Source organism: Dactylosporangium maewongense (assembly GCF_039531485.1).
GTDB lineage: Bacteria > Actinomycetota > Actinomycetes > Mycobacteriales > Micromonosporaceae > Dactylosporangium > Dactylosporangium maewongense.
On the sequence record NZ_BAAAQD010000017.1, the window covers coordinates 132,714 to 147,563 of the forward strand.

The 14,850-nt window shown below is 73.2% G+C and carries 15 protein-coding genes; 7 read left to right on the forward strand and 8 right to left on the reverse strand.

All coding sequences use genetic code 11. From position 1 onward, the window contains the following. Nucleotides 1-144: 144 nt before the first annotated feature. On the forward strand, nucleotides 145-831 hold the full coding sequence (locus ABD332_RS36660; RefSeq protein WP_344507478.1) for an ABC transporter ATP-binding protein: 687 nt from the start codon (nucleotides 145-147) through the stop codon (nucleotides 829-831). 256 nt (nucleotides 832-1,087) lie between these two features. Here ABD332_RS36660 and ABD332_RS36665 read toward each other — a convergent pair whose 3' ends face one another. Together ABD332_RS36665 and ABD332_RS36670 are read right to left on the reverse strand one after the other, a co-directional pair. After that, a complete protein-coding gene (locus tag ABD332_RS36665; RefSeq protein ID WP_344507480.1) occupies nucleotides 1,088-1,747 on the reverse strand; it encodes a response regulator in 660 nt (219 codons plus the stop codon). Beyond that, nucleotides 1,744-3,240 carry a HAMP domain-containing sensor histidine kinase gene (locus ABD332_RS36670; protein WP_344507482.1) on the reverse strand — a complete coding sequence of 499 codons (1,497 nt, stop codon included), beginning with the start codon at nucleotides 3,238-3,240 and terminating at the stop codon, nucleotides 1,744-1,746. The genes ABD332_RS36665 and ABD332_RS36670 overlap by 4 nt, the downstream gene beginning before the upstream one ends. 155 nt (nucleotides 3,241-3,395) lie before the next feature. Here ABD332_RS36670 and ABD332_RS36675 point away from each other — a divergent pair, with 155 nt between their 5' ends. From ABD332_RS36675 to ABD332_RS36690, 4 genes are all read left to right on the forward strand, one after another. Beyond that, a complete protein-coding gene (locus tag ABD332_RS36675; RefSeq protein WP_344507483.1) occupies nucleotides 3,396-4,493 on the forward strand; it encodes a peptidoglycan-binding protein in 1,098 nt (365 codons plus the stop codon). A 1-nt stretch (nucleotide 4,494) separates the two neighbouring features. Continuing rightward, the gene (locus ABD332_RS36680) at nucleotides 4,495-5,679 is read left to right on the forward strand and encodes an ABC transporter permease (protein WP_425552346.1); all 1,185 of its coding nucleotides are present in this window, start codon (nucleotides 4,495-4,497) and stop codon (nucleotides 5,677-5,679) included. Between the two features lie 135 nt (nucleotides 5,680-5,814). After that, nucleotides 5,815-6,234 (forward strand): hypothetical protein, encoded by a 420-nt coding sequence (locus ABD332_RS36685; RefSeq protein WP_344507485.1) that lies wholly within the window; start codon nucleotides 5,815-5,817, stop codon nucleotides 6,232-6,234. 6 nt (nucleotides 6,235-6,240) lie between these two features. Further along, complete coding sequence (locus ABD332_RS36690) at nucleotides 6,241-6,543, forward strand: hypothetical protein (protein ID WP_344507487.1); 303 nt, start codon at nucleotides 6,241-6,243, stop codon at nucleotides 6,541-6,543. Between the two features lie 26 nt (nucleotides 6,544-6,569). Here ABD332_RS36690 and ABD332_RS36695 read toward each other — a convergent pair whose 3' ends face one another. Beyond that, nucleotides 6,570-7,034 (reverse strand): MarR family winged helix-turn-helix transcriptional regulator, encoded by a 465-nt coding sequence (locus ABD332_RS36695; protein ID WP_344507489.1) that lies wholly within the window; start codon nucleotides 7,032-7,034, stop codon nucleotides 6,570-6,572. A 394-nt stretch (nucleotides 7,035-7,428) separates the two neighbouring features. Between ABD332_RS36695 and ABD332_RS36700 the strand changes: the two genes are divergently transcribed. Together ABD332_RS36700 and ABD332_RS36705 are read left to right on the forward strand one after the other, a co-directional pair. Beyond that, entirely contained in the window at nucleotides 7,429-7,965 is a 537-nt protein-coding gene (locus ABD332_RS36700; protein WP_344507491.1) for a hypothetical protein, read from the forward strand. Between the two features lie 128 nt (nucleotides 7,966-8,093). Continuing rightward, nucleotides 8,094-9,542, forward strand: a complete 1,449-nt coding sequence (locus tag ABD332_RS36705; RefSeq protein ID WP_344507493.1) for an RICIN domain-containing protein — start codon at nucleotides 8,094-8,096, stop codon at nucleotides 9,540-9,542. Nucleotides 9,543-9,545: 3 nt separating this feature from the next. On the opposite strand, the gene ABD332_RS36710 is transcribed toward ABD332_RS36705, so the two are convergent. From ABD332_RS36710 to ABD332_RS36730, 5 genes are all read right to left on the reverse strand, one after another. Further along, nucleotides 9,546-9,839: a hypothetical protein gene (locus ABD332_RS36710; protein ID WP_344507495.1), complete on the reverse strand. Its 294-nt coding sequence runs from the start codon at nucleotides 9,837-9,839 to the stop codon at nucleotides 9,546-9,548. A gap of 296 nt (nucleotides 9,840-10,135) precedes the next feature. Then, nucleotides 10,136-11,608, reverse strand: coding sequence for an aminotransferase class I/II-fold pyridoxal phosphate-dependent enzyme (locus tag ABD332_RS36715; protein WP_344507497.1), 1,473 nt, complete (start codon nucleotides 11,606-11,608; stop codon nucleotides 10,136-10,138). Continuing rightward, complete coding sequence (locus ABD332_RS36720; RefSeq protein ID WP_344507499.1) at nucleotides 11,598-12,839, reverse strand: M20 family metallopeptidase; 1,242 nt, start codon at nucleotides 12,837-12,839, stop codon at nucleotides 11,598-11,600. Before ABD332_RS36720 ends, ABD332_RS36715 begins: the two co-directional genes overlap by 11 nt. 57 nt (nucleotides 12,840-12,896) lie before the next feature. After that, nucleotides 12,897-14,027, reverse strand: a complete 1,131-nt coding sequence (locus ABD332_RS36725; RefSeq protein ID WP_344507501.1) for an FAD-dependent oxidoreductase — start codon at nucleotides 14,025-14,027, stop codon at nucleotides 12,897-12,899. A 66-nt stretch (nucleotides 14,028-14,093) separates the two neighbouring features. Then, nucleotides 14,094-14,780, reverse strand: a complete 687-nt coding sequence (locus ABD332_RS36730; RefSeq protein ID WP_344507503.1) for a TetR/AcrR family transcriptional regulator — start codon at nucleotides 14,778-14,780, stop codon at nucleotides 14,094-14,096. Nucleotides 14,781-14,850 lie beyond the last annotated feature (70 nt).

The following is a 14,850-nucleotide window of genomic DNA, read 5'->3' on the forward strand; positions in this document are numbered from 1 at the left end:
GTCCCCGAAAAGTGGGCTGATGGCACCCACGTTCAGGGGTGGTTGCGGCGGTACCCCCGAAGGAGGGGGCGCACGACCAACCAGCGGGGGAGGTCGCGCGGACGGAGCCGGCCGAGGATGGACGGGGACGACAGGAGGACGCCAGTGACCGTGCTGGAGCTACGCGAAGTGCGCAAGACCTACCCGGGAGTGCCGCCGGTCGAGTCGGTGCGCGGGGTGACCCTGACCGTCGACGCCGGCGACATGCTGGCCGTGCGTGGGCCGTCCGGGTCCGGGAAGTCGACGCTGCTGCACCTGATGGCGGCGCTGGACCGGCCGACGAGCGGCAGCGTGCGCCTCGACGGCCAGGCCGTGGAAGCGTTGAGCGACCGGGCCCTCGCCGGGCTGCGTGCGCACCGCGTGGGTGTGGTGTTCCAGCAGTTCCACCTGCTCGAGTCGCTGACCGCGCTGGACAACGTGGCGACCGGCCTGATCTACCGCGGCGTCCCGGCCCGGGCCCGACGGGCGGCCGCCGCCGAGGCCCTCGACCGGGTCGGTCTCGCGCACCGGGGCGGGCACCGGGTGACGAAGCTGTCCGGCGGCGAGCGCCAGCGGGTCGCGATCGCACGCGCGCTCGTGGGCCGCCCCGCGATCGTCTTCGCCGACGAGCCGACCGGCAACCTCGACTCCACCACCGGCGCCGGCATCCTCGACCTGATCCGAGAGCTGAACGCCGACGGCACCACATTCGTCGTCGTCACCCACGAGGAAGCGGTCTCCGACGCCTGCCACCGCACGGTCGTCATGCACGACGGCCGGCTCGCCGACGACGGGCAGGCCGCGCGGTGCTGAGGAGAGGTAGTGACGGAAGGCCGTCCGGACGGCGGCGAGAGGAGGGTCGTGACGGAGGCCGTCGCGCGGAGGGTCGTCGCGCGCCGGTGAGGTGAGGCCGTGCGGAAGGTCGTTACGGAGACCGCCGGGTTCGTCGTGGCAGAGGGCCGCACAGCCGGCGATGGGACGAGGATTGTGGCAGGCCGGGGCCTTCGGGTACTAGGGACGTGCCGGCCAAGGGGACGAGGACGCCCGACGGATGAGGGCCGACGCGTGGTCAGTCCGGGTCGGGTTTGAGCGCGTCGCCCAGGGCAACGACACCCTGTTGCAGGCCGAAGATGGCGGCCTGGGTGCGGTCCTGGAGGTCGAGCTTGGTCAGGACGCTCGACACGTACGACTTCACGGTCTGCTCGCCGAGCATCAGGGCGCGGGCGATCTCGCGGTTGGACCTGCCGCGGGAGATGAGGGCCAGGACGTCGCGTTCGCGGGCGGACAGGCGCGACAGCGGGCCCTGGTCGCCGGCGCGGACCCCGCGGACCAGCAGCGCCGCCACGTCGGGGTCCAGGACGCTGCCGCCGGTCGCCGCGGCGCGGACGGCCTCCACGACCCGGTCGACAGCGGTGCTCTTCGACAGGTACGACACCGCGCCGGCGCGGACCACGTCCAGCGCCCGGTCCTCCGCCGGGAACGACGTCAACACGATGACCGCGGCCGGATCGTCGCGCTCGCGCAGCGCGTGCAGCACACCGAGACCGTCCATGCCGGGCATCACCATGTCGAGCAGCACCACGTCGGGGCGCAGCTCGCTGATGGCGGCCAGGGCCGTGGCGCCGTCCACGCACTCGCCGACGACGGTCAGGTCAGGTTCCTGTTCCAGGGCGAACCGCAGCCCTTGCCGCACCACCTCGTGATCGTCGACGACCAGGATCCGGATCACGCGGCACCCGCTGGCAACAGCACCTTCACCGTCGTGCCCGCCTGCGGGGCGCTGACCACGTCGACCATGCCGCCGAGTTCACGAACCCGGTCGCGCATCAACTGAATGCCCATTCCGTGCCGCCCGTCGGCCTCGGACGGGTCGAACCCGCGGCCGTCGTCGTGCACCGTGACTGTCACCTGACCGGCCGCACGGGTCACGGTCAGTTCGACGGTGTCCGGCGCTCCATGACGTACAGCGTTGCCCAACGCCTCCTGCACGACCCGCAACACCGCGTGCTCGACGGGCGGGTCCAGGTGGCCGGCCTCGACGCGGGCGGTGACGGCGATGCCGAGCCGCTCCTGGTACGCACGGCACAGCTCGTCGAGCGCCTCGGACAGCCCCGCATCCTCCAGCGCGACCGGTCGAAGCTCCAGCAGCATCGCGCGCATCTCCCGCTTCGTGCGCTCCAGCGACGCCTCCAGCGACGCCGCCTGATGCCGCAGCTCGGATCCGGCCGGCAGCGCCTTGCGCAACCCGCCGGCGAGCAGGCTGGCCGAGAACAGGTCCTGGGAGACGGAGTCGTGCAGCTCGCGGGTGATCCGGGTCCGCTCGGCCCGGCGGGCCTGCGCGCCGGCCGCGGCCCGGTCCGAGGCGACAGCCTCCTCGAGGCGCTCGGCCATCGCGTTGAACGACCGCTCCAGCCGCGCGACCTCGTCGTTGCCGGTGACCGGCAGACGGATCCGCAGGTCGCCGCCGGCCATCGCCGCGGTGCCGTCGGCTAGGCGGCGGATGCGGCGGATCAGCGGGCCGGTGCTGAGCAGACCGAACAGCGCACCGACCGGCACCAGCATCAGCATCACGATCCCGCCCGGGATGAGGAGCCCTTCGAAGCCGGCCGTCGCGGAGGCGGACCCCGGCTTCGCGTCCGCGAAGTTCTTGGCCACGATCAGCCGCACGTAGACGGCGCCGACGAAGCGTGCGTTGTCGTTCTGCATCCTGATCTGCACGGGCGACGCGGCCCACCCGGCGGGCTGCCCGTCGACGGTCGTGCGGCCGCTGCGCACGGACGTGCACGCGGCCGCATTCCACACAGCGGTGCCGGTGGGCAGGAGCGACGCCGGCGATGCCGCCAGGATGAAGCCGTTGACATCGGTCAACGCCACAAGCAGCTCGGGGCGGGAGTCGGAATTGAGGTCCTTCGACAGTCCGCCGCCGCGCACCAGGGTCATGAGGAGCTCGGCGTCGGTCCCACCAGGATTCACTGGCGCGCGGGACACCTGCTCGTCGACGGCGGCGGGGGTCGCCACCGCAAGGCGCTCGGCCTTGGCGCGTGCGGCGTCGACCTCGGCGTCGGCGACCTGCTGGCGGGCCTGCTCGACGCTGTCGCGGGCGGCGACGAACCGCGGCAGCATGACGGCCAGCGCGACGGCCTCGACGACAAAGACAGCGATCGCCGACACCACCACGTAGGACACCGCCATGCTGGAGCGCAGGCCCAGCCTCGACATCATGGACCCAGGCTACGCAGAACGCGGGATTGCGAGGCCCCGCGTCGGTACTCGATCCGTCACCTCTTTCGGGGGTGGTGGGCCACCCGGGAAAGAGACGCCACAGCGCCACGTTTGGGGGCGGCGGGCGGCACGCCGCCCCGAGCACAGTGGGTGCCATGAGCGGGAAGCGATGGAAGGTCCTGTCCGCGGTGACGGCGGCAGGGGTGGCGGGCGCCGCGGGGTTCGCCGTCCACGACGGACGGGCCGGGACGAGCGCGACATCCCAGGAGGCTGCGGCGGCAGCACAGGCGACGGCGGACGTGCGCCGTGGCGACGTTGCGGAACGCCGCTGGGTCACCGGGACCCTCGGCTATGCCGGGGAGACGGCGGTGGTGGCGCCCGGCCCGGGCATCCTCACCAGGCTGCCCGCGGCCGGCGACGTGATCGCGCGGGGCGGCGCGTTGTATGAGACCGACGGTGTGCCGGTGCTGCTGATGTATGGGTCCCGCCCACCGTGGCGGCCCTTCGGGCCGGGAATGACCGACGGCGCCGACGTCGAGCAGCTGGAGGCGAACCTGGTCGCGCTGGGCCACGGCGGTGGCCTCACCGTGGACCGGCGCTTCACCGCCGCCACCGCGCAGGCCGTGCGCCGCTGGCAGCGGGCCGCCGGGCTGCCCGTGACCGGCGAGGTGCCCCTCGGCCGGGTCGTGTTCCTTCCCGACGCCGTCCGCGTCGGCACCGCATCGCTACCCGTCGGCGCCGAGGTCGCCGCGGGCGTGGTTGTCTCCCACGGCACCGGCGCGGCCCTCACCGTCCAGTTCCAGCTGGTGCCGCGGCAGCTGCCGGCCGCGAAGGCCGGCGACGCCGTGGTGGTGACCCTTCCCGACGGCACGTCCCGCACCGGCACGATCCAGGAGATCGGCGCCGTTAGTACACCGGCCGGCGACGAGAACCCGTCGCAGAACGGCGGCCAGAACCAGGCGTCCGCGCCGGTGACGGTGCTGGTGGAGGGTGCGCTGACCGGGCTCCGGGACCACACGCAGGTGCAGGTCGCGGTGACGGTCGCCGTGCACCAGAGGGTCCTCGCGGTGCCCGTCACAGCGCTCAATCCGGTCGCCGGCGGTGGGTACGAGGTCGTGGTCGTCGACGGTGGCGCCACCCGGCGGGTCGCGGTCGAGGCCGGGATCTTCGACGAGCGCGCCGGGCTCGTCGAGGTCCGCGGCGATGGCCTCGCCGACGGGCAGAAGGTGCGGGTGCCCCGTGCGACGTCATGACCTGCGACGCAGCATGTTGCGGCCGGCGGACCTGCTGCCGCTCGGCACGCTCGGGCTGCGGTCCCGCACCGCCCGGGCGCTGCTGTCGGGCCTGGGCATCGCGATCGGCATCGCGTCCATCGTCGCGGTCCTCGGCGTCACCCGCTCCAGCCAGTCGCACGTCCTCGCCCAGCTCGACCGGCTCGGCACCAACCTGCTGACCGTCGCCAGTGGCGTCGAGCAAGACGGCGCCGAGGAGCCGCTGCCGGGCACCGCCGCGCCGATGATCGGCATGCTGCCGGCCGTCCGCTCCGTCGCGCCGACCGCGCGCCTGGACGCGGTCACCGTGTACCGCAACGACCGCGTTCCGCAGGGCCGCACCGGCGGCCTCGCCGTCCGCGCCTGCGATGCCTCGCTGCTCGGCACGCTCGACGGCGCGCTGCGCACCGGCACGTTCCTCGACGACGGCCGCTACCCGGTCACCGTCCTCGGTGCGCAGGCCGCCGCCGTCCTCGGCATCGACGACGTCGCCGACGGCCCCCGGGTGTGGCTGGGCGGGCACTGGTACACCGTCGTCGGCATCCTCGACCCGTTCCCGCTCGCACCGGAGATCGACCGGTCGGCGCTCGTCTCGTTCGCCTCGGCCGCGGACCTGCTCGGCTACGACGGCGTCGCCAGCCGCATCTACCTGCGGGCCGACCCCGATCACGTCGCTGATGTCGCCGCTGTGCTGCACCGCGCCGCCAACCCGGAGGAGCCTTCCCGTGTGCAGGTCGGCCGGCCCTCCGACGCCCTCGCGGCCCAGCTCGAGGTCAAGGAGGCCGGCGCCGGGCTGTTCCTCGGTCTCGGGGCGATCGCTCTACTCGTCGGCGCCATCGGGATCGCCAACGTCATGGTGATCTCCGTGCTGGAGCGCCGCACCGAGATCGGCCTGCGCCGCGCGCTCGGCGCCACCCGCGGCCACGTCGCCACGCAGTTCGTCACCGAGTCGCTGGTCCTGTCGACGATCGGCGGCGTGGCAGGCATCGCCATCGGGGTCGTGGTCACCTTCGCGATCGCCGCCGACCACGGCTGGGCCGTCCTCGTCCCACCCGCAGCGGTGTGGGGTGCCTTCGCCGTCTCGCTGACCGCGGGCGCCGTTGCCGGCCTGTATCCGGCGCTCCGCGCCGCCCGCATCCCCCCGACCGACGCCTTACGCACTGTCTGACGGTGCCCGAATGGACGGTGTCAGTCCGTCGGCGGATGACCTCTGGGGCATGCCGGTGACGCCCATCATTTCGTGAAGGAGGCCGAGCAGAAAATGCTGTCAGGGGCGGGCCGTTCGTGCCGTTACGCTGTCGCGGTGCAGGAGCTGAGGGTGTTCCAGGTTGGTGACGTGCGGGTGGAGCTGCGCGAATTGACCCTCCGCGACCAGTACTTCGGCATGATCGAAGGCACTCCGGCGATGCATCGCCGGTTCGTCGTGCGGAGGCTGGAGCAGGAGCTGGCGTCGACGGCCGGGCTGCACGTCCACGACCTCGACCGGATCAGGGCGGACGCTGAGGCCCGCACCGACGAGTGGATGCCCCGCGAGCGGCACCAGGCCCGGCTGACCTCTGCCTGGATCCCGCCTGACTGCAGGCTCGGCGGGCACACCGAACTGTCAGTGGTGTGGTTCCAGCCGCCGTCGGAGGACCCGTTCGACCGTCTCGCTGCCGTCGTCGAGCCGCTCGACTGGCGCACGCTGGCGGTCTTCCACCCGTTCGACCCCGACAACTACTGAGAGCCCATGGACTACGCGATCATCTATCCGGCCGATCTGGACGAGTACGACTGGTACATGACCGGTAAGAAGGGCTGGATCGACGTCACCGTGCGGTGGGACGGCGGCGAGCAGCTGCTTGAGTTCTACGATCCGGTGCGGCTGGGCCAGTGCATCGAAGACGACATCCGGCGGGCCGGCCGCTTCTTCGGCCGGAACGTCATCGTCGTGCCCGAAGTCACCGAGGCGGCGATCGAGGCTGCCGTCGTCGCCCTCGCCGCCCGAGACTTTGTCGACATCGCACCCAACCAAGGCATGGCCGGACCGTAGGTGACCGGGACCGGCCGAACCGGCGGTCAGGGCTGTGGGGGCGGAGGAGTGGTGTTGCGGATCAGCTGCTGCAGGACCTTCACCGTCGTGACGTAGTCGGTGTCGGGGATGCCGTTGTGGATGTGGGCGCGGACGGCTGGGGCGTGCTGGGCGAAGGTGGCGCGGGCCTCGTCGCCGGCGGGGGTGATCCAGAGGCGGCCGGCGGGGTCGCGGGTGAGCCAGCCGCGGGACAGGAGGACCTCGGACTCGGCGGTCAGGTCGTCCTCGCGGCGCAGGTAGGTGCGCATCGCCGTGGTGAGCTCGGGGATCGTCATTCCCTGGCCGTCGGGGGAGAGGTCGTTCGCGGACAGGTTGCGCAGGAGCCAGAACTGCGGCTGGGTGAAGCCGAGCTCCGCCTGCCGCGCCCGGGTGAAGGCGATCAGCGACTCGTAGGCGACGCCGGTCCAGTAGGCGGCGGGCTGGGCGGCGAGTTCGGCGTCTGACATCGACATGTCGGCGACCGTAGGGGCTCAAGCCTGGTTGAGGTCAAGAACTACGATGGCGCGGTGATCACCTCGCCGCTGGTGGAGTTGTTCCCGTCGCTGGCCAGGCACGCCAGGACGGCGACGCGGCTGCATCCGACGGCCGGTGAGGTCACGATGCAGGACAGTCACGCGGGCGGGCCGTTGCTGTGGCCCGACGGGGAGCCGTGGCCGGCAGCGGCCCGGGCGCAACGGCGCGGACGAGCCGACCGGCGTGCTGGTCAGCCGTCACGGCTCGCTGCGCGTCTTGGGTGCACCCGCTGCCCCGGTACACCATCCATCGAAGACATGCAGTAGCCGGCCGGCACAGGATCTTCACGCCGCGCACACCTGGGCATCGCACCGTGCGGTCTACTGTGCGGTGATGAGGCGTTGGTGGTGGCTGGCTGCGGCGGCGCTGGCCGTCTGCGGCGGACTCGCCTACCTGGACCGTGACCGGGACCCGCTCACCGACGCGGACGTCGTCGGCACCTGGTGCAGTGCGGACCGGGGTGAGCTCGTGTTCGGCGCCGATCACCGGTTCACCGCCCGCGACATCCTGAACGTGGCTCTGGCGCCCGCCGTGGAGAAGTTCCGGCCCGGCCCGGCCGGTGAGACCTGGCGCAGTGACGGCGCCGGCACCTGGAAGGTCGTCCCGCGCATGACGGACCGCCGCGGCCCGGCCACCGAGATCGACCTGCACTTCCGCACGCTCAACGGCAGGCCCGAGGCGTACGGCACGCGGCTGGTCTCCGTCGTGCGGGACGTGGTCGTGCGGGACGAGGTCGTGCGGGACGAGGTCGTGCGGGACGAGGTCGTGCGGGACGAGGTCGTGCGGGACGAGCGGCTCGTCCTGCTGTTCACCGTCGGCGACCCGGACAACGGTGCCGAGTACCGGTTCGTGCGAAAGGCCTGCCCGTAGCGGAACCGAGGGTGGAAGTTTCACCGCCGGCCGAAGGGAACGGGACGCCTGGCGGAAAAGCCGTTATCGGTGGGCGGTCCGATGCATCTCTCTCAGCGACAAGCAGTTGCAGGGAAGGAGCAACGGAAGTGCAGCACCGCAGAACAGTCGTCCTCCTCGCGTCGGTCCTGGCCGCGTCCGCCGGCGTCGTCGCCGTGACCGTGTGGCCGTCGGAGGCGGCCGTCACCCCCGTCAACGGCGGCGTCTACACGCTCGCGTCCGCGTCCAGCGGCAAGTGCGTCGTCGCCGCCGGCACCGGCAACGGCGGCCTGCTCACCCAGGTCGCCTGCGCCGCCACGACCGCCGCCCAGCGGTTCACCGTCGTCGCGCAGAACGGGGCGTACGGCCTCGTCAACGCCGGCAGCGGCAAGTGCGTCGACGTGCCCAACAACACGACCACGGCCGGCACGCAGCTGTGGCAGTGGACGTGCGGGGCGTCGGCGAACCAGACGTGGCAGCTGACCGCCAGCGGCGCGGCGTCGGGCAAGTACCTGGTGAAGAGCGCGGCGAACGGGTTGTGCGTCAGCAACAAGGACGGGTCCACGGCGGGGAACAACCCGATCGTGCAGGAGCCGTGCTCGGACGTCGCCCGGATGCAGTGGTCGTTCAACGCCACGACCGGCACCACCCCGACGCCGATGCAGGGCGGCCGCACCTGGTCCAACACCGCCGACGGCTTCGCGCAGGGCACGACCGGCGGCGCCGGCGGCACGGCCGTCACCGTGACCACGTACGCGGACCTGCTCAAGTACGCGACCGCCGCCCCCGCGTACATCATCCGGATCAGCGGCACGATCACCGTCCCCAACTACGGGTACGAGATCCCGGTCGCGTCGAACAAGACCCTCGTCGGTGTCGGGAAGAGCGGGCGGATCAAGAACGGCGGGTTCTTCCTCGGCGCGGGCGTCCGCAACGTCATCATCCGGAACCTGACGATCGGGGACACCGCCGTCGCCTCCGACGACCCCGACGACAAGGACTTCGACTACGACGGCATCCAGATGGACACGGCCGACCACGTGTGGATCGACCACAACACGTTCACGAACATCAACGACGGGTACATCGACTCCCGCAAGGACACCACCAACGTCACCGTGTCGTGGAACATCCTCGGCAACCACAACAAGACCTTCGGCATCGGCTGGACCGAGAACGTCGTGGCCCGGATGACGATCCACCACAACTGGCTGCACGACACCACGCAACGCAACCCCAGCGCGGACAATCTCGCCTACGCACACCTGTACAACAACTATCTGCAGAACGTCACGAGCTACGGCAACTACGCCCGCGGCGCGACGAAGATGGTTTTGGAGAACAGCTACTTCGACCACGTCAACAACCCGTACTACCCGGACGCGAACGCGCAGCTGAAGCAGTCGGGCAGCATCGTGGTCAACAGCAGCGGCCGGCAGGAGACGAGGGGCTCGGCGTTCAACCCGGGCAGCTTCTACTCCTACACCCTCGACCCGGCCGCCGACGTGCCGAACCTGGTCAGGACCTACGGCGGTCCGCAGGCGAACATCGCCATGTGACCGTCATGAGGTCTGCAGGAAGTCCGTGAGCGGAAGGCGCCCGTCGGCCTGGCGGGCGCCTTCCGCGACGGTGGGGTCGGTGGACCGGAAGTCGGCCCTGGTCGCCACCGCGCCCGCCGGCCACGGCCTGCCGTCGGCGCGGGGCACCGCCTGCGCCCGGCGGTTCGCGACGGCGAGGTTGCCCTGCAATGCGGCGGCGGCGTCGGTACAGGTGAAGCCGGCGTCGCCGTTGCGCCACGCCGTGTTGGCGGTGAGCCGGATCGCGCCGCGGAACTCGCGCGTCGGAGAACCCGTCACCGGCGTTGTCCCAGGCCGCGTTGTCGCGCAGCACGTGCGCCGCGGCCGGCACCGGGTCGCCGCCGCCGAGCGTGAACCCGTTGCCGGCGTTGCCCCACGCCCACGTGTGCTCCACGGTGACCGCGCCCGTGAACTCGCCGACGTCGATGCCGCTCTCGCCGTTGCCGTACGCGCGGACGCCCCGCACGACGTTGCCGTCGCCGCCGCCGAACTTGACCGCGAGCCCGACCCCGGCGCCGGTCCCCGCGTGGTTGTCGAAGAAGTCGCTGTCGAGGACCTGGTTGCCGGCGGTGCCCTCACCGCGCAGCATCAGCCCGGCCCGCCCGTTTCGTGACCACCCGCAGCGTGCGCAGGGACGGGTCGGCCGCGTAGGCGATCCTGACTCCGGCGCGCCTGGCCTGGTCGAGGGCCGCGAGGGCGGCGGCGGTGACCTGCTCGCCGGGCGCGAGCACAGGGATGCCGGGCGGGTACGGGGCGACGAGCTCGGCGCAGACCCGGCCGACGGCCCGCTCGGCCGGCACGGTCTCGGTGGCGGCGAAGAACGCCTGCCGCGGTGGCATCGACGTGACCGGGTCGACCCCGTAGACCGCCGGTCCGACGACCGGCCTTGGTGCGCCCCGGTGCCGCCGCACCGAGTCGGCGAGGACCGTGGTCAGGCGGGTGAGGGAGGCGGGGGTGTCGGCGAGGGAGACGACGGCGACGAGGACGTCGCGGTCGGCGGACTCGACCGGCAGCCCGGCGGCCAGGAGGTCCCGCTCGACGAGGTTGCCGTCGGCGCCGGTGCCGAACAGCAGCAGCGTCAGCTTCAACGGGTCGACGCCGGGACCGTCGAGGACGGTGAGGCCGTCGACGCCGCGGAGCCGGTCACGGGCCTCGCGGGTGGCCGCGATGGCGTCGCCGAGCAGCGCGTGGCCGTCGCGCCGGAGCAGCGCGTGGCCGTCGCGCCGGAGCAGCGCGCGGGCGGCGTCGGTGCTGGCGAGGACGGCGCCGGCCGGGCTGGTGGTCGCGGTCGCCTCGACGCCGGCGTCCAGGCGCGCCGCGTCGACGCGGCCGGTGCGGGCCAGCACGAGCGCCGCCTGACTCCAGGCGGGGAGCGTCTTGTGGGCGCTGGTCACCATGACGTCGGCGCCGAGCTGCAGCGGGTGCCGTGGCAGGTCGGGGTGGAAGCCGAAGTGGGCGGCCCACGCCGCGTCGACGACCAGCGGCACGCCCGCCTCGTGCGCCGCGTCGGCGAGGCCGGCGATGTCGCCGACGGTGCCGACGTAGGACGGGTCGCCGACGAACACCGCCCGCACGTCCGGGTTCGCGGTCAGGGCGCGGCGCAGGGTGGCGGGCGCGACGCCCAGCGGCAGGCCGGTGGCGGGGTCGACCTCGGGGCGCACCCAGACGGGCGTCAGGCCGGCGAGCACCAGCCCCAGCAGGAGCGAACGGTGCAGGGTGCGGCTCACGACGACCCGGTCGCCGTCGCCCGCGACCGCTAGGGCGACGGCCTGGTTGGCGTGCGTCGCGCCGCCGGTGGAGAAGCGGCAGAAGTCGGCGCCCCACAGCCGCGCGGCGCGGGCCTCGGCGTCGGCGAGGACGCCGCTGCTGAGCTTCATGGTGTCGAGGCCGGCGTACAGCGGGACGTCGCCGGCGACGACATCACCGACGAGGTCGTGGCGCTGCTTGTGGCCCGGGATGGTGAACGGCGACGGCGGACGCTCGCCGAAGCGCAGCCAGGCATCCAGCAGCGGCGCGTCGCCACGCAACCCGCGCGGGTCAGTCGGCATCGGACCTCCAGCCGGCATCGGAGTTCTGAACGCCGTCGGGCGTCCGGCCGGCGCCTGGTGCCCGGCCGTCGCCGGGGGTCCAGTCGTCGTCGGGGGTCCAGTCGGACAGGACCGCGATCAGGGCGGACGTGAGCGCGCGGACCTGGCGCACGTCGACCCACTCGTCGACCGCGTGCAACCCGCCGCCGGACGGGCCGCACACTAGGGTGGGGCAGAGCCGCTGCCACAGCGGGGCCTCCATCCAGTACGGCGCGTCGAACGTCGCTCCGGTGCCCAGCTCGGCCCCGAGCCGGCGGGACAGCCCGGCGGCCGGCCCGGTGTCGTCGAGCCGCCAGCCGTCGCGGTGGGCGAGCAGCTCGGCGGTGGCGTGCCACTCGGGGTCCAGCAGGGACCGCACCTCGTCGAGCGCCGCGGCGCTGGACCGGCCAGCCGTCGTGCGCTGCTCGACCAGGCATTCGGCGTGGTCGGGCACCACGAACGGCGACGACCCGCCGCGCGCGACCGTCACCATCAGGTCGCCGCCGCCGGCCCGCACGGCCGGGTTCGCGGTCAGGGCCCGCTGGTCGACCGCGTGCAGCAACCGGCCCAGGTGGGTGACGGCGTTGACGCCGAGGTCCGCCTGCGAGCTGTGCGCGGCGCGGCCGGCGAAGCGCACCCGCACGACGGCGAACCCGCGCAGCGACCTGGTCAGGGCGAGGTCGGTCGGCTCCGCGATCAGGCAGGCGTCCGGCCGGATCCCGAGCCGGGGGAGCGCGTCGATCACGGCCTCGCTGCCCAGGCTCGCGTCCTCCTCGTCGGCGACCAGCGCGAGCACCGGCCGGACCGGCGCCCCCACCGCGACCAGGTGCTCCGCGGCGGCGACGATCGCCGCCACGCCACCCTTCATGTCGGCGGCGCCGCGGCCGAAGAGCCGGTCGCCGTCGAGCCGGGGCGTGAACGGCGCCGGCATCCCGTCCACACCCACGGTGTCGAGGTGCCCGTTCAACACGACCGTCGGCCCTGTGGCCGGGCCTGTGGCGGGCACTGACGGCACCGCCACCAGGCTGGGGCGGTCGGTGCGGCCGGCCGCCGGCACCACCGTGGTGTCGAAGCCCGCGCCACGCAGCCGTGCGCGGAGGTGCTCGACGATCGCCGCCTCGCCTGCGCCGGACGGGACCAGGCCCGGGTTGACGCTGTCGATGCGGACGAGGTCGTGCAGCAGGTCCAGGGCGTCGGTCTCGGGGTCCCGCATGGATCACAGCGTAGAGCGACCCGGTCGCGGGACGGGACACCGACGCCCACGGCGGAGTCACTGCGCGCTGAGCGCGGCGAACCGGTCCAGCAGGCCCTGCGGGGCGTTGTCCTCGAAGCACAGCGCCAGGTTGTCGGCGGCCTCCCGCGCGGCTTCGGCGCTGCGCGGGAACAGGTCCCGCTCGTACGCGGCGAGGGCGGCCTCGACGTCGCCGGGGTGCGCGGCGATCGCCTTGCCGAGCTCGGCGCCGTCGAGCATCGCCAGGTTGGCGCCCTCCCCGGCGAACGGCGACATGAGGTGCGCGGCGTCGCCGACGAGCGTCACGCCGGGCACGCGGTCCCAGCGGTGCCGGATCGGCAGCGCGGTGATGGGGCGGGGGACCAGCGGGCCGTCCGCCTCGGTGATCAGGGCCTGAAGCTCGGGCGCCCAGCCGGCGTACTGCTCGACCAGCGCCGCCTTGGCCTTGCCGGGGTCGGTGAAGTCGACGGTCGACGCCCAGTCCTGCGGCACGGTGAGGGCGGCGTAGATGTGCAGGCTGCCGTCGGGCTCGCGGTGGGCGAGGAACCCCTTGCCGGGGCCGAGCGCGAACAGCATTCCGGTGCCGACGACGGCCGCCGGGCCGGGGTGGCGGGTGTCGGCGTCGCGCAGGTCGACCTCGACGAACGACACCCCGGCGTAGGCGGGCACGGCGCCGGACAGCAGCGGCCGGATCCGGGACCAGGCGCCGTCCGCGCCGACCAGCACGTCGGTGGTGACCGCCGGGCCGCCGGCGAACGTCAGCTCGTGCCGGCCGCCGCCGAGCGCCCGGACGCCGCCGACTTTGCGCCCCCACTGGACCGCCCCGGCGGGCAGCGAGTCGAGGAGCAGCTGCCGGAGCCGGCCGCGGTCGACCTCCGGGCGCCCGCCCTCGCCGTCGTCGGCCTCTTCCCGCCGGACGGTGTTGTGCCGGTCGAGGATGCGGGTCGCCTCGCCGCCGGCGTGGATGATCGCCTGGAACCGCTCGAACAGGTGGGCCTCGCGCAGCGCGACCTGGCCGTTGTAGTCGTGGATGTCGAGCATGCCGCCCTGGGTGCGGGCGGACGGCGACTCGTCCAGCTCGTAGACGGTGGCGGGGATGCCGTGGACGTGCAGGACCCGGGCGAGGGTCAGGCCGCCGAGTCCGGCCCCGACGATGCTAATGGTGGTCATGGCTACTCCTGACGGGTTGACGAACGCGTTCGTGACGAACATGTTCGTGATGGCTGCGAAAACGGACTACGGGATCGGCACGCGCAAACCTTCGATGATCGCGGACAGGGCCCAGCGCTGCCGCTGCCCGCCGGTGCCGGCGAACAGCTCCTGCCGCGCCATCGCGATGTGCGGGTAGGCGTCCGCCGGCGCGTCGGCGACCGCCATGGCGAGGTCCTCCGCCTCCCGCTCGGCCTCGGCCGCCTCGGCCCGGCTGCCGTGCTCCGCGGCGGTGGCGGTCGCGTGCTGCAGCAGCAGGTCGACCCCCCACGCCGCCTGCCCGGCCGGCACGCCGCCGGCGTGCAGCAGCCCGAGGACGGTGTCGATCAGCCGCAGGTAGTTGGGCCCCGACGGGCGCAGCGTGAGCACCGACCGGGCGAGGCTCGGGTAGGCGAACAGCAGCTCCGTGTAGGCGGACAGCAGCGAGATGAGCCGCTCCCGCCAGGGCTGGCCGGGCGCGGGCCGGTCCACGCCGGCGAGCAGCTCGGCGAGGAGCTCGTCCAGCAGCGCCCCGTGCAGCTCCGCGGTGTTGCGGACGTACACGTAGAGCGACGCCGGCCCGGTCTCCAGCTCGGCGCCGAGCCGCCGCATCGTGACCCGCTCAAGGCCCTCGTCCTTCATGAGCCGCAGGGCGGTGGCCACGACGCCCTCGCGGCTCAGCGGCGCCTTGGCGGGCCGGCTGCGGCGGCTGACGGGACCTTGTCTCGGACTCACGAACACGATCGTAACGAACGCGTTCGTCAGCGCCCAGCGATCGTGACGGACGAGACGGCTTGCTCCCCAG

Excerpts from the sequence above, each read along its gene's own strand:
- ABD332_RS36715 (WP_344507497.1), bottom strand. The coding sequence starts at position 11,608 with ATGCCGACTGACCCGCGCGGGTTGCGTGGCGACGCGCCGCTGCTGGAT.
- ABD332_RS36720 (WP_344507499.1), bottom strand. The coding sequence starts at position 12,839 with ATGCGGGACCCCGAGACCGACGCCCTGGACCTGCTGCACGACCTCGTC.
- ABD332_RS36670 (WP_344507482.1), bottom strand. The coding sequence starts at position 3,240 with ATGATGTCGAGGCTGGGCCTGCGCTCCAGCATGGCGGTGTCCTACGTG.
- ABD332_RS36695 (WP_344507489.1), bottom strand. The coding sequence starts at position 7,034 with ATGTCGATGTCAGACGCCGAACTCGCCGCCCAGCCCGCCGCCTACTGG.
- ABD332_RS36675 (WP_344507483.1), top strand. The coding sequence starts at position 3,396 with ATGAGCGGGAAGCGATGGAAGGTCCTGTCCGCGGTGACGGCGGCAGGG.
- ABD332_RS36725 (WP_344507501.1), bottom strand. The coding sequence starts at position 14,027 with ATGACCACCATTAGCATCGTCGGGGCCGGACTCGGCGGCCTGACCCTC.
- ABD332_RS36690 (WP_344507487.1), top strand. The coding sequence starts at position 6,241 with ATGGACTACGCGATCATCTATCCGGCCGATCTGGACGAGTACGACTGG.
- ABD332_RS36700 (WP_344507491.1), top strand. The coding sequence starts at position 7,429 with ATGAGGCGTTGGTGGTGGCTGGCTGCGGCGGCGCTGGCCGTCTGCGGC.